Raw genomic sequence first — 13,182 nt, 5'->3', positions numbered from 1 at the left:
TTTCCCGCCGGGAGCCCAAGGCGCACGACGTTGGGCTCCCGGCGGGAAACCGCGACGAACATATCCTGAGCAAGCGCAGGCGGTGCCATCGGCGGGCCAAGCGGAACCAGGGGAATGAATACTCTCGATGCCGCGGGCCCTAGGCCCGAATGGCGAAGCTATGTCCGCCTGAGCGAGGAGGCCCTCCATGTGGTATGTGATCCAGGTTCTTTCCGGGCAGGAGGACAAGGCGTGCGAGCTCATCAACCTGCATGCGGCGGGGCAGCGCTCGAAGGACAACAGACCCGTTCTCAAAGAGTGCTTCGTGCCGCGCTACCAGGTGGAACGCAAGTTCCACGGCCAGTACCGCACCCTCACGCGCAACCTGTTCCCCGGCTATGTGATAGCCGTCACCAACCGTGTGGACGAGCTGAACGACCGTCTGGTCAAGATCCCAACGTTCACCCGCATGCTCGGCAGCGAGAAGTCATTCATACCCCTCGATCGGTCCGAAAAGGCGTTCATCAACGCCTTCACCACCGAGAAGCACCGCACCATCAGCCTGTCGAAGGCCGTATACGAAGGCGACAAGGTGGTGGTAACCGAAGGCCCCATGATCAACCGCGAAGGCTGGATCACCGAGGTCAACCGCCGCAAAGGAACCGCCCGCGTCGAAGTGAGCATGTTCGGCAGAACCATCAACGTAGAGATAGGACTGGCGATTGTCGGCCGCAGGCCTAAAAAGAAATAGCATTTCCCTGTTGCATTGCGGCAGGGATTCGTCGTTGCTCCCCCTGTCGAGCTAGACGAAGTAGCCGTGCTTTGCATGCACGAAACAGTCCGCCAAGCAAAGGCGGCCGCGTGACCATCGAAGAAAGTGCGATGGCGGTCGACGGGGAAGGAGCCCTCGAGGCGTCCGACGTGGCGTTCCTCGCGCCGGAGCTCGTGGTCGAGGCCGAGGGGCCCGTGCTAGCCGCCCCGCGCGAGGAGGGCCGGCTCGCGTACCGCTTCCTGAAGCGGGCGTTCGATATCGCGTTCTCCCTCTGCGTGATAATCGTGCTGCTGGTCCCGTCGCTTCTGCTGTGTCTGGCCATTCGCATCGAGAGCCCCGGCAACCCCATCTACTCCCAGAAGCGCGTGGGCCGCATCGGCAAAAGCGGCGAGGTGGAGATGTTCGACATGTACAAGTTCAGGAGCATGCACAAGGACGCCGACGAGCGCCTGGCCGACCTCGAGGACCTGAACGAGGCCGACGGCCCGCTGTTCAAGATCAAGGACGACCCCCGCGTGACGCGCATAGGCAGGTTCATCCGCAGGCACTCCATCGACGAGCTCCCGCAGTTCCTGAACTGCCTGCTCGGGCAGCTCTCCTGCGTGGGCCCGCGCCCGCCTTTGCCCTCCGAGGTGGCCCAGTACGACGAGCGTGCCACGCGCCGCCTGTCCGTCAAGCCCGGCCTCACAGGCTACTGGCAGGTGAGCGGCCGCAGCGACACGACCTTCGACGATATGGTCGATCTCGACCTCAAGTACATCGAGGAGTGCGACGTTGCGGCCGACCTCAAGGTGATCGCCCGCACCGTGGTTGTGATGTTCACTGGCAAGGGGGCGTGCTAGATGCCCTCCATGAAAGCTCGCTACGAGGCGCCGGAGCGCTACCCGATCCTCAACGCGTTCGTGAACGCGCTCTCCCTCGAGGAGACCGTCTCGTAGGTGGAGAAGATCGTCGCCGCAGGGGTCCCCACCCAGCACGTTGTGCTGAACGCCTCCAAAATCAACCTCATGCGCGAGGATCCGAGGCTAGCCGAGATCGTGAACGCCTGCCCCCTCGTCAACGCCGACGGAGCCTCCATCGTGTGGGCTGCGCGGCAGCTGAATGTCCCTTTGAAGGAGCGCGTCGCGGGGATAGACCTGTTCCTGCGCCTCGTCGAGGTTGCGGCTGAGAAGGGCTACGGAATCTATCTCTTGGGGGCGAAGGAGGAGTCGGTGCTCGGCGTGCGGGACGAGCTCAAGAGGAGGTATCCGGGGCTCGGCATCGCGGGCTACCGCAACGGCTACTTCGACGAACCGGACGTGCCCGGCATCGTTGCCGACATTGCGGCTTCGGGAGCGGACATGCTTTTCCTGGGCTTTTCGTCTCCGAAGAAGGAGTACTCGGCGCACGAGCACCTTGAGGCGCTGGGCGTCCCCTTTGTCATGGGCGTTGGCGGGAGCTTCGACGTCGTGGCTGGGGTGACCTCCCGCGCCCCGAAGTGGATGCAGGATCGCGGCCTTGAATGGCTCTACCGCTTCGTCCAGGAGCCCGGCCGCCTTTGGCGCAGGTACGTCGTGGGGAACGTCTCGTTCGTCCGATACGTATGCAAATGCAAGAATAAAAGCAAGAAGGAAGTTGTGCAGTGATCAACGTAATTGGCCTCGGCTATATAGGACTCCCCACGGCGCTCATGTTCGCGGCGCACGGGGTGGAGGTCGTCGGCACGGACTGCGACGCGGAGCTCGTGGCCACCTTGAACGCCGGGAGGACCACGTTCAAGGAGGAGGGGCTCGACGAGCTCTTCGGGCGGGCCGTCGCGGCCGGCGCCAGGTTCTCGACCGAGTACCAGGAGTGCGGCACCTACATCGTGAGCGTGCCCACCCCCTACGACAAGGCCACCAAGAGGATAGACCCCTCCTACGTCGTCGATGCGGTGGGGTCGGTCCTGGACGTGGCCCCGGAGGGCGCGGTCGTGGTGATCGAGTCGACGGTCTCTCCCGGCGCGATCGACCGCTACGTGCGCCCGGCGCTCGCGGGGCGCGGCCGAGGGGACGTCAAGCTCGCCCACGCCCCCGAGCGCATCATCCCAGGGGACATGGTGGGGGAGCTCCTGCGCAACAACCGCACCGTCGGCGCCGACGACCCGGAGACGGGCGAGCTCGTGAAGTCGCTCTACGCCTCGTTCTGCCGGGGCGAGATCGCCGTCACCGACATCCGCACCGCCGAGATGACCAAGGTCGTGGAGAACACCTTCCGCGACGTCAACATCGCCTTCGCCAACGAGCTCGCCAAGATCTGCCGCTCCGACGGCATGGACGTGCGCGAGATCATCCGCATCGCCAACAAGCACCCGAGGGTGGGCATCCTCTCGCCGGGGCCGGGGGTCGGCGGCCACTGCATCAGCGTGGATCCCTGGTTCCTCGTGGGCGACTATCCCGAGCTCGCCCGGCTCATCAGGAACGCCCGCGAGACGAACGACTCCATGCCCGAGTTCGTGCTCGCCCGCGCGAGCGAGGTCATGCGTGAGAGCGGGATAACGGATTCCTCGAAGGTCGGCATCTACGGACTCGCCTACAAGGAGGACGTCGACGACGTGCGCGAGTCCCCGACCCTGCAGATGCTCGAGAGCATGGGCAGACACCTCGCGGGCTCGCCTTGCAAGGTGTACGACCCCTGGGTCGAGCGCGACGTCGTCCCCAACCAGGTCCACTCCATGGAGGAGTTCCTCGAGGGCCTTGAGATGGTGGTCGTGATGGTGGGGCACTCCGAGGTCAAGGGCCGGCCCGAGGCGTTCGGCGACCGCGTCCTGCTCGACACGCGCGACGTGATGGGCTCCGGCGAGAACGTGCACAAGCTTTGACCGTTCCAAAAAGGTTCGCCTACTCCTTGAAAAGAGAATGTTAATCATGAAGAAGGTCATGCTCGTCTTTGGCACGCGACCGGAGGCCATCAAGATGTGTCCGCTCGTCAACGAGCTCAAGTCGCGTTCCGACGATTTCGAGGCCGTCGTGTGCGTCACCGGCCAGCACCGCGAGATGCTCGACCAGGTGCTCGACGCATTCGGCGTGGTTCCTGACCACGACCTCCACGTCATGAGGCCCGGCCAGACGCTCTTCGATGTCACCTGCGACGTGCTGCTCAAGATGAGGGCGGTTCTGGAGTCGGAGGAGCCCGACGCGGTGCTCGTTCACGGCGACACCACCACGTCCTTCGCGGCGGCGATCGCGTGCTTCTACCTGAGGATACCCGTGGGGCACGTCGAGGCGGGCCTTCGCACCCGGGACCTCTACAGCCCCTGGCCTGAGGAGTTCAACCGCCAGGCGGTCGACGTGGTGTCCCGCTGGTACTTCGCGCCCACGGAGGCCTCGCGGCGCAACCTCCTCGAGGAGGGCAAGCCCGCCGACCGCATCTGGGTTACGGGCAACACCGGCATCGACGCCCTGCGAACCACAGTGAGGGAGGGTTACTCCCATTCGGTTCTCGACTGGGCCGCAGGGTCTCGCCTCGTGCTCATCACGGCGCATCGCCGCGAGAACCTGGGTGCGCCCATGCGCTCCATGTTCCGCGCCATCCGGCGCGTGATGGAGGAGCGTCCCGACGTCAAGGCGGTCTATCCCGTTCATATGAACCCTCTTGTGCACGAGGCCGCCCACGCGGAGCTCGACGGCTTCGACCGCCTGCGGATGATCGAGCCCTTGGAGGTTCTCGATTTCCACAACCTGCTCGCGCGCTGCCATCTCGTCCTGACCGACTCGGGCGGCATCCAGGAGGAGGCCCCCTCGCTCGGCAAGCCCGTGCTCGTCATGCGCGATACCACCGAGCGTCCCGAGGGCGTGGAGGCTGGGACTTTGAAGCTTGTAGGTACCCAAGAAGACGCAATTTGCCGCGAATTCGATCGCCTGCTTTCCGACGAGAGGGTTTATTTGGCCATGAGCCATGCGTCTAACCCATACGGAGATGGTCATGCCAGCGCGCGGATAGCGGACGTGCTCGAAGGAAGGCGCGTATGAGGCTCAAGAAACGCTTCATGCTATCCTTGAAGAACAGCCTCAGGTTCCTTCCCGACAGGCAGTACATCAAGATTTACTACTGTGCAAAGTTCGGCGGCTTTCCGAACATCGACGAGCCGTCGACGTTCAATGAGAAACTGCAGTGGATGAAGCTCAACTGTCACGATCCTCGCATGGTTTCTCTTGTGGACAAGTGCAAAGTGCGTGACTTCGTCGAAAAGCGGATCGGTTCGCAGTATTTGGTACCGCTTATTGGCGTCTATAATACTGTTGAAGAATTCCTCGGTGCCGACTTGCCTAATGAATTTGTCGTCAAGTGCACACACGATTCCCAGAGCGCTCACATCTGTATAGACAAAGCGACCTTCGATTTCGGGGCGGCGGCTCGTGGATTAGAGACGGCGCTCAAGCGCAATTGGTACTGGCAAGGACGCGAATGGGCGTACAAGGGCGTGAAGCCTCGCATCATTGTCGAGGAGTATCTGAGAGATCGAGAACGAGCAACGCCTAATGATTATAAGTTTTATTGCTTTGATGGTGTCTGTAAGATGATCCAGTGCGACGCCGATCGTTTTGAAAACCACAAAGAGCAGTTCTTTTCACCTGCTTGGGAGTCTTACGGCGATTGGCATGTCAGCCATGTGCCAGAAGGCGAGCTGCTTGCTAAGCCGGACGGTTTTGAAGAAATGCTGACGCTGTCGCAAAGTTTATCCGAAAGCTTCCCTCACGTTCGTGTCGATTGGTACTGCATTGAAGGAAAGCCTTTCTTTGGTGAACTCACTTTTTACACAGGCGGGGGGTTTGATCCTTTCCATAGCAAGGAAGATAAGCTTCGCGATCCATTAGATAGATATCTTGGCGATTGCTTGGTACTGCCAGAACAAGCGCGGACTCTTTATGTATAAAATTTTAATGATAGGCCCAGATAGCTCCCGCGCGTCCGGCGGAATGGCGTCGGTTATTCGGTCATTGAGTAAAAGCGAAACCTTAGCTTCCCGCTTCACAATTTTAGAGTTTCCCTCTTGCAAGGACGGAAGTCTTGCATCTCGGCTTTTCTTCACTGGGGTGCAGTATATGCGCTTTATCATTAAGCCTTTGAAGGCTGACATATGTCATATACATATTGCATCATATTCGAGTACCTGGAGAAAACTTTTGTATGGGAAAGCCGCGAAACTCAAGGGGTCTCGAGTTGTTTATCATGTACATGGTGCCGAATACAAAAAGTTTTTTGCGTCATTAAGCGAACGGGGGCAGAAACGCCTTCGGCATAGTTTTTCGCAAGCAGACGCAGTGATAGTTCTTTCAAATTCATGGAAATGTTTTTTTGAAAACACTCTCGATCTGAAAAACGTTGTTGTAATAAATAACTCGATAGACTGCGCGAAATCGAACTTTAAGCACGGATTTCCGGCAAGCATCGCTTTTGTAGGACGCCTTGGCGTTCGCAAAGGCGCGTACGACTTAATTAAGGCATTGGGCATGCTACAGAGTAAGGGGATGAGGTTCTTCTGCACGTTTGCGGGTGATGGAGAAATTGAAAAGCTGCAAGAAGCGGCCAAGATTGCTGGTGTTTCGCAAAGTACGCAATTCACTGGATGGCTTGGCGAGGAAAAGGTCCAGGACATCCTCTCGTCATCCTCCATCATGGTTCTGCCCTCGTACGATGAAGGCTTTCCCGTCTCGATCATTGAGGCGATGGCTGCTGGCAATGCCGTGGTCAGTACCTGTGTTGGGGGTATACCCGAAGAAGTATGCCGTGCGGGTAGTGTGCTGATCGGGCCAGGTGATGTAAGCGCCTTGGCTTGTGCCCTCGAGGAACTGCTTGTTGATCAAGATCGAGCTTATCAGATGGCGGATGCAAACCAAGAGTATGTTTTAGGCAAACTTGACAACAAGGTTGTCCATACGCAGTTAGCCAATTTGTATTTGAGATTGCTGGATGACGATGCTGAGCAGAATACCTAACAAGTTTAAACATGACATGACTTGCATTGAGCTTTTAGCTCTGATTGCCTTTAACTTACTGCTATTCCAGCCGATCATCGAGATAATTCTGCCTCCTTTTTCTTATTATGATGAGATTTTGGCGGTATCCTCGCTCCTTTCTCTGTTCTTTTCCATGGCGATGCGCAAATCTCGTTTTACGAGGGAAATGAAGATCGCGCTGTGCCTGTTATTTGCGATCGTCGTTATTGGGCTTTTTGGAAACTTTCTTTCTGGCATAGTTTCCGATACTTTTTTTATTCTGGTCGATATATTAGCTTGCTCAAAGTTCTTTATCATTTACTTTGCCCTGAAATCTATTCTCGGAAACACTTCTTATTTCGTTAGCTATATGGCCAGAGAGAGCAAGGTCCTTTTAGTATTGATGCTTGCATGCTTGGTGATTAATCAATTCGTAGACATTGGAATGACATATGAGATGCGCTACGGCTTGAAGGCTTTCCAATTTGTATTTATTCATCCTACTCATATGGTCACCCTCTCTCTTGCTTGTATGGCGTTTATTTATTCGGATGCCAGTAACGGGTGGAAAAAATATATCGGTATCGCTTTGGTTCTGATGGCGATGTCTCTACGAAGCAGGTGGGTAGCGCTTGCATTGGTGATCGTTCTGATTATTATATTTGTAAAAAAGGGGTCTACGCGCGCTCCCTTTGTCGTAATTGGCGTAGGATCGGTTTCTGCTTTCCTCGTCGGGCAAGCGCAGATGTCCGTGTATTACGGTAGCGCTTCCGAGTCTGCGCGAGGTCACCTGATGACAACTGCTCTTTCAGTGTTTCAAAACTTTTTCCCTTTGGGTGCTGGTTTCGCTTCTTTCGGGTCGGGAGTCACGAAGACAATTTATTCCCCACTTTACTACCAATACGGCTTGCAAAACGTCTACGGATTGGCTCCAAATAATCCTAGCTACTTAACAGATACATTTTGGCCTGTCGTGTTGGCTCAGTTTGGCTTTTTAGGACTGATCATTTGGCTTCTTCTGCTAATCATGCTCGTAGTCGACTTTTATCGTTTAGGGATTGCCTCGGGGATGCTGGTCCTATCGCTTACGATGATCGCGGCGATTCTCATTTCGACTACTGCTTCTGGGTCGATTTTTTCGATGCAGATGATCACATTGCTCGTTGCTTTTATGACCGCTATGAAAGCCAATATAGATAGAGAGGCTTGTGAACGTGCCTAAGCTTGGACTTTGCGCATGCTATAGCAACCATAATTTCGGGAGTATGCTCCAGGCTCTTGCCACATGCAAAGCCATTGATGCTCTGGAAGTTGAGTACGAGCTCATCAGGTACAAAAAGAAAATTTCCCCCCTAAGAGTTGTCCAGATCGCTCGTAAGGTTATTACTGCAGATGCTTGGCTGGGCTTAACCGCAGAACTTAAGTGGAGAGCGTATTTAAGCAAACATAGCGCTCAGAAGGCGAAACAAGAACTGAGATCCGAATCCTTTGGAGAATACTGTGATCGTAGATTCACCAAACTAAGCCCCGTATACGAAGGGTACTCTGCCTTGCAAGATGGCTCAAAGAAGTATGATGCAGTCTTGGTTGGCAGCGATCAACTGTGGTTGCCTTCTGGGTATAGCTCTGGTTTTTACACTCTTGAATTCGCTTCTGAGGGGGTCAGGCGAATCTCATATGCGACCAGCTTCGGCATTTCCTCAATGCCGAAGTCTTCTGCCGCTAGGGCCGCGCGATTCATATCCAAAATCGATTATTTGAGTGTTCGGGAAAAAAGTGGGATTGAAATAGTGGCCAGCGTTACGGGCGGCGATGTCAAGCCAAAACTGGTTGTTGATCCCACTTTGCTGTTTGATCAGGCTGGATGGCTCAATATCGTTCCCGAAAAAAGGATCGTCGAAGGGGATTATATCCTGTGCTATTTCTTGGGCATCAATCCTGAGTCAAGGCGTATGGCTGCTGAGCTCAAAAAGAGGACGGGACTTCCGGTGGTGATGCTGAAAGATTGGCGTTATCATCTTGACGAAGACGATCTTATCAATGACTTTGATTTTTACTCGGCCAATCCTGACGATTTTATAAATCTGATACGGCATGCGAATTATGTTCTGACGGACTCTTTTCATGGAACAGTGTTTTCGCTTATTCATCATAAAAGTTTGCGACCTTCTATCGTGATATCGATGGGGGTAATAGCAGAAACACACGAATAGACAGTCTGTTCTCTCAGCTAGATCTCCGCTGCTGCTTGATGGATCATGCGGATCCGGGGCGTCTTGAAAGCTTGGTGGTTGATTTTGCAACCGTTGATGAGAGTCTAGACAATTGGCGTTGCGATTCTTGGAATTTTTTGAAAGAAGCTGTCGATGGTCTGTAGGTCGAACGTTTCCATTATGGATGAATCAAGTTGCTCGGGGTGCGGGTTGTGCTCGTTCGTCTGTCCGATGCGCTGCGTTGAAATGAAAGAAAACGAAAGAGGCTTTATTCTTCCGGCTGTTGGAAATAATTGCATAGCTTGCGGCAAGTGTTTGGCTGATTGTCCATCAATCAACCCTCCGGTTTCAGATTATCTCGATATTGGGCTTGTTGCACAATCGGGCGTCAGTGAAAACTTGGTCGCATCAACCGGGGGCGGAATGCATCTCCATCTCGCGAATTCGATGATGGCGCTCGGTGGTGTTTCGTACGGCGCTGCTTTTTCTGACGAATGGGTTGTTGAACATATCGAGTGCCATACTGCTGAGGAAGTGATGAGGTGTCGTGGATCTAAGTATGTTCAAAGCAGCTTGACGAACAAGGTGTTCGCCAGTATTAAGAAAAACTTGGAACAAAATATCCCCGTTCTCTTCACCGGCTTGCCGTGCCAGACGGCCGCAGTAAAAACTGCCTTCGGCGACAATGCGAGCCTTTTTCTTGTTGACTTGGTTTGCCACGGGGTCGCTTCGCCTATGGCCTGGCGGCAATATTTGTCAGATATGCAATTTGGGCGAATCGAGTCAATAAGATTTCGCAACAAGACTTACGGGTACCATATGAGCACAATGAGAGTTGTCTATGAGAGCGGAGTTTATAGCAAAAGCGGAAGAATCGACCCGTATTTGCGAGCTTTCTTTTCTGGCATCGCTCACAGGAAATCTTGCAACGAATGTAAGTTCAAGGGAAGGCGACGCTATTCCGACATAACGCTCTTTGATTGCGGGCGGTATTGTGAGCTGACTGGAGACAACGATGATGATCTTGGCCATACAAGTGTTTTAGTTAATACGAAGAAGGGCGAGAAGCTGTTACTTGAGCTTGGAAAAGAAGAGGTCGTTTTTTCGGCAATTGATAGAGGGATGGGCGAGCAGTTAAATGGCAAGATGATAGAGGGCTGCACCCCGAAGCATCCGCGATCGGATTCCTTTTACTCTCAAATTCTTTCAAACTCTTTTTCTTCGGTGGTTCAGAGCTATCTGCCTATTAAGCTTTCGGACTATTGCATCGAAGCCGTCAAGGGGTTGGCATGCAAAACGGGCATCCTCACGTTTCTTCGAAAAGCAAAAGAAAGAAAACTGCTTGTCACCAAGCATTAAAAAGAACTTTGCCTTCAGCCTAGCGTATGAAGTGCTTGCTTTTGCAATTCCTCTAATCACGGCACCCTATCTTTCCCGTATTCTGGGTCCAGACGGAATTGGGGCCTATTCATATTCTTATAATGTCGCATATTACTTTGGAATGTTTGCGACGCTGGGAATGCTGCGCTATGGGACCAGGAGTATTGCCTCAGTCAGGGATCTGCAGGCTACGAAAGATCAGTTGTTTTGGGAGCTCTTTTTTACCCAGCTTCTTACGGCTGGGTTTGCACTCGCCTTGTATTTGGTCTATCTTTTCCTATTTGGTGATTCGCTTAGTGCAATATGGATACTTTACATTTTGTCAACCGCTTTGGATGTAACTTGGCTATTCAGGGGCGAAGAGGATTTCAAGATTACAGTTGTTCGCAATTCAGTAATAAAGTGCTTAACCGCTTTCTGCATCTTTGTATTCATTAAAGGTCGTGACGATGTTTGGTTATATGTTGCGATAATGTCGCTCGGATACTTTATTTCTCAGGTGTTGCTGTGGCCCTATGTGAAGAAGCATATCGCAAGTTTCCACATCCCAAAGTTTTGTAAGCTGATACGGCATTTAAAACCAAGTGTGATTTTGTTCGTTCCCCTGATTGCTACAAGCGTATATAGGGTGTTGGACAAGATTCTCATCGGCTTGCTTTCAAGCAGCGCCCAACTCGGTTTTTTCGATTGCGCGGACAAAATCATCATGGTTCCTCTAGGCGTAATTTCCGCGCTTGGGGCGGTGGTACTTCCGAGGATGTCGTATTTAATATCGACGGGCGAAGAACGAAAGGGGGTCAAGTTCATCCGTTCGACTATGTCCTTTTCGATGATTATCGCGATTTGTCTCATGTTCGGCCTGATTGCTACAGGCGATCTATTTGCAGTGGTCTATTTTGGCGACAATTATACAGAGACGGGATATCTGCTCGTTGTTATGAGCGTGACTGTGCCGATGATTGCTTGGGCCTCAGTGATCAGGGAACAATACTTAATTCCGAAAAGATTAGACAAACAGTATATTTCCTCGGTTGCGGTGGGCGCGGTCTTCAACATCATGCTAAATCTATGGGCGATTCCGAGGTGGAATGCGCGGGGCGCTGCATTGGTGACTATAGCAACAGAATTGCTCGTTTGCGTAATGCTTACTGCTTCAGCTAGAAAGTATTTGGATATAAAACAATATGTTTCCGATTCTCTCCCGTACCTTGGGATTGGGGTTTTGATGTGCATCTCGGTGAAGGTCTTAGCTCGGGTTCTGTCGATTGGCAAGGTGAGTCCCCCGCTTCTTTTAGTTCTTGAAATCATCTTTGGGCTGATAGTTTTTGGAGCGCTCCTCGCTGTATTAGCGAGGCATAGCACGAGCCATAGAGCGATTATAGGATCACTAATAAAAAAGTAGGCTTGCATGTTCTCAGTTTCTGCCCTCGTGCGTCTTTATCGGTATCCCATTATTGGGCATCTTGCTCAACGAATGGTATTGCGAAGAGGCGCCGATATTCCGCGCAGCGTTAAAATCGGCCATAGGGTTTCGTTCCCGCACAACGCTTTGGGGACCGTTTTGCATCCAGGCACAACCCTCGAAGACTACGTCAAGGTCTATCAAAACGTGACTATTGGTAGAGGGAATATATGGCTCGACTATCATGCTGAATCGCGCTTGCGCTTTACGGTTAAAATGGGAGCAATCTTGTGTGCTGGATGCAAGATTATTTGCAGCGAAGATGAACTCGTCGTTGGAAAAAACACGGTGATTGCCGCAAATGCCATGCTAACCCGCTCAACAGGGGACAACGAGATATGGGCGGGAATCCCTGCAAGAAAAATTCGTGATCTGGGAGTTGGTTCTGAACAAACTACGATAATCAACTCGCCATCAGGCAAAACTTTTGAAATTGATTGATTCTTTGACAACCAAAACCCCTGTTCAAATCCAAATCTGGCACAACGATTTACGCCTTTGACAAGGCAGTTTTTGCAAGCATTATTTTCAGTGCCTTCGGGGCGCGTCTAGGCCATACGCATCAGCTTCCCTTGGCGCAGAAGCGCAGTTTTGCTCAAGAGCCTCACCTCCTGGTTTGCAAGGATGATTTGCTAGAGTCTTAGATCCTCGAACTTCACCCCGTTGAGCCTTATGCCGCGCTTGATGATGCGCATGTAGCCAAGCGAGAGCAGGCAGCGCCTCCTCATGCGTTTGAAGGTCTTGATCCGTGGCTCATCCGCTTCATCGCCTTGATGGGGCTGTTGAGCCCCCCCCGGCGGTGGCGTTGGTTTTGTTGAGCTTATAACCGTTCAGCACACCTTCGCGGTTGCGCTTCAGGGTCTTGGCTGCCGCTTCATCTCGAAGACGCCGCTTCTTTGGGCGAGGCTTATCCAATTGGCGAGCGAGTCGCGCTTGTCTGCGCACCACGGCATGTCCGACCAGCCGCGGAACAGGTGCATGAGCTCATGGGCGTTGAGGTCGGGGTCGGCTTCAAGCAATCAACTCTCACAACCACGCTCCCGGTCTTCATGTAACTATTTCATTTCCCGCCTTGCCAAACGTGCGGTTCTTTCTTACGATGATCCGTAATGATGTCGCGGCGCACTTTTGTGCAGATGCACGAAAGTAGCTTCGCGCCCGGCAGGTTGGACAACACGTCCGGCGCAACAAGCAAGCGAGGGATCGACATGGCCATCAAGACGGGTATCGTGGGTGCGGCGGGGTTTGCGGGCATCGAGCTGGTGCGCCTCGTGCTGCGCCATCCCGACCTCGAGCTCGCGGTTGCCACGTCCAACGAGCTGGCGGGCACGCGCGTCGACGCGGAGTACCCCGGCTTCGCCGGCGCCACCGACCTCGCCTTCGCCACGCACGACGACCCGGCGCTCGCCGCGTGCGAGC

Annotated in this window: 12 protein-coding genes and 1 pseudogene; all 13 read left to right on the top strand. The window is 53.8% G+C overall.

The window, feature by feature from the left end; all coding sequences use genetic code 11:
• Positions 1-187 precede the first annotated feature (187 nt).
• On the top strand, positions 188-730 hold the full coding sequence (loaP, locus tag GPA_RS00480; RefSeq protein ID WP_015538636.1) for an antiterminator LoaP: 543 nt from the start codon (positions 188-190) through the stop codon (positions 728-730).
• A gap of 110 nt (positions 731-840) precedes the next feature.
• The gene (locus GPA_RS00475; protein WP_231847533.1) at positions 841-1,593 is read left to right on the top strand and encodes a sugar transferase; all 753 of its coding nucleotides are present in this window, start codon (positions 841-843) and stop codon (positions 1,591-1,593) included.
• Between the two features lie 96 nt (positions 1,594-1,689).
• Entirely contained in the window at positions 1,690-2,376 is a 687-nt protein-coding gene (locus tag GPA_RS00470) for a WecB/TagA/CpsF family glycosyltransferase (protein ID WP_231847532.1), read from the top strand.
• A complete protein-coding gene (locus GPA_RS00465) occupies positions 2,373-3,590 on the top strand; it encodes a nucleotide sugar dehydrogenase (RefSeq protein WP_041238676.1) in 1,218 nt (405 codons plus the stop codon). Before GPA_RS00470 ends, GPA_RS00465 begins: the two co-directional genes overlap by 4 nt.
• Positions 3,591-3,636: 46 nt before the next feature.
• Positions 3,637-4,740 carry a non-hydrolyzing UDP-N-acetylglucosamine 2-epimerase gene (gene wecB / locus GPA_RS00460; RefSeq protein WP_015538633.1) on the top strand — a complete coding sequence of 368 codons (1,104 nt, stop codon included), beginning with the start codon at positions 3,637-3,639 and terminating at the stop codon, positions 4,738-4,740.
• Positions 4,737-5,645, top strand: coding sequence for an ATP-grasp fold amidoligase family protein (locus GPA_RS00455; protein ID WP_015538632.1), 909 nt, complete (start codon positions 4,737-4,739; stop codon positions 5,643-5,645). Before wecB ends, GPA_RS00455 begins: the two co-directional genes overlap by 4 nt.
• Positions 5,638-6,708: a glycosyltransferase family 4 protein gene (locus tag GPA_RS17125; RefSeq protein WP_083808785.1), complete on the top strand. Its 1,071-nt coding sequence runs from the start codon at positions 5,638-5,640 to the stop codon at positions 6,706-6,708. The genes GPA_RS00455 and GPA_RS17125 overlap by 8 nt, the downstream gene beginning before the upstream one ends.
• 16 nt (positions 6,709-6,724) lie before the next feature.
• Positions 6,725-7,930 (top strand): O-antigen ligase, encoded by a 1,206-nt coding sequence (locus GPA_RS00445; protein WP_015538630.1) that lies wholly within the window; start codon positions 6,725-6,727, stop codon positions 7,928-7,930.
• Entirely contained in the window at positions 7,917-8,921 is a 1,005-nt protein-coding gene (locus GPA_RS17120) for a polysaccharide pyruvyl transferase family protein (protein ID WP_156790888.1), read from the top strand. The genes GPA_RS00445 and GPA_RS17120 overlap by 14 nt, the downstream gene beginning before the upstream one ends.
• 153 nt (positions 8,922-9,074) lie before the next feature.
• Entirely contained in the window at positions 9,075-10,280 is a 1,206-nt protein-coding gene (locus GPA_RS17115) for a Coenzyme F420 hydrogenase/dehydrogenase, beta subunit C-terminal domain (protein ID WP_083808781.1), read from the top strand.
• A complete protein-coding gene (locus tag GPA_RS00440; protein WP_041238675.1) occupies positions 10,264-11,703 on the top strand; it encodes an oligosaccharide flippase family protein in 1,440 nt (479 codons plus the stop codon). Before GPA_RS17115 ends, GPA_RS00440 begins: the two co-directional genes overlap by 17 nt.
• A gap of 6 nt (positions 11,704-11,709) precedes the next feature.
• The gene (locus GPA_RS17710; RefSeq protein WP_156790887.1) at positions 11,710-12,204 is read left to right on the top strand and encodes an LbetaH domain-containing protein; all 495 of its coding nucleotides are present in this window, start codon (positions 11,710-11,712) and stop codon (positions 12,202-12,204) included.
• Positions 12,205-12,971: 767 nt separating this feature from the next.
• Positions 12,972-13,182: pseudogene (locus GPA_RS00435) on the top strand (N-acetyl-gamma-glutamyl-phosphate reductase); the annotation flags it as partial.

It is taken from the genome of Gordonibacter pamelaeae 7-10-1-b (assembly GCF_000210055.1).
Lineage (GTDB): Bacteria > Actinomycetota > Coriobacteriia > Coriobacteriales > Eggerthellaceae > Gordonibacter > Gordonibacter pamelaeae.
Note: the sequence above shows the minus strand (reverse complement) of the source record. Positions and strands in the feature narration are given on the sequence as shown.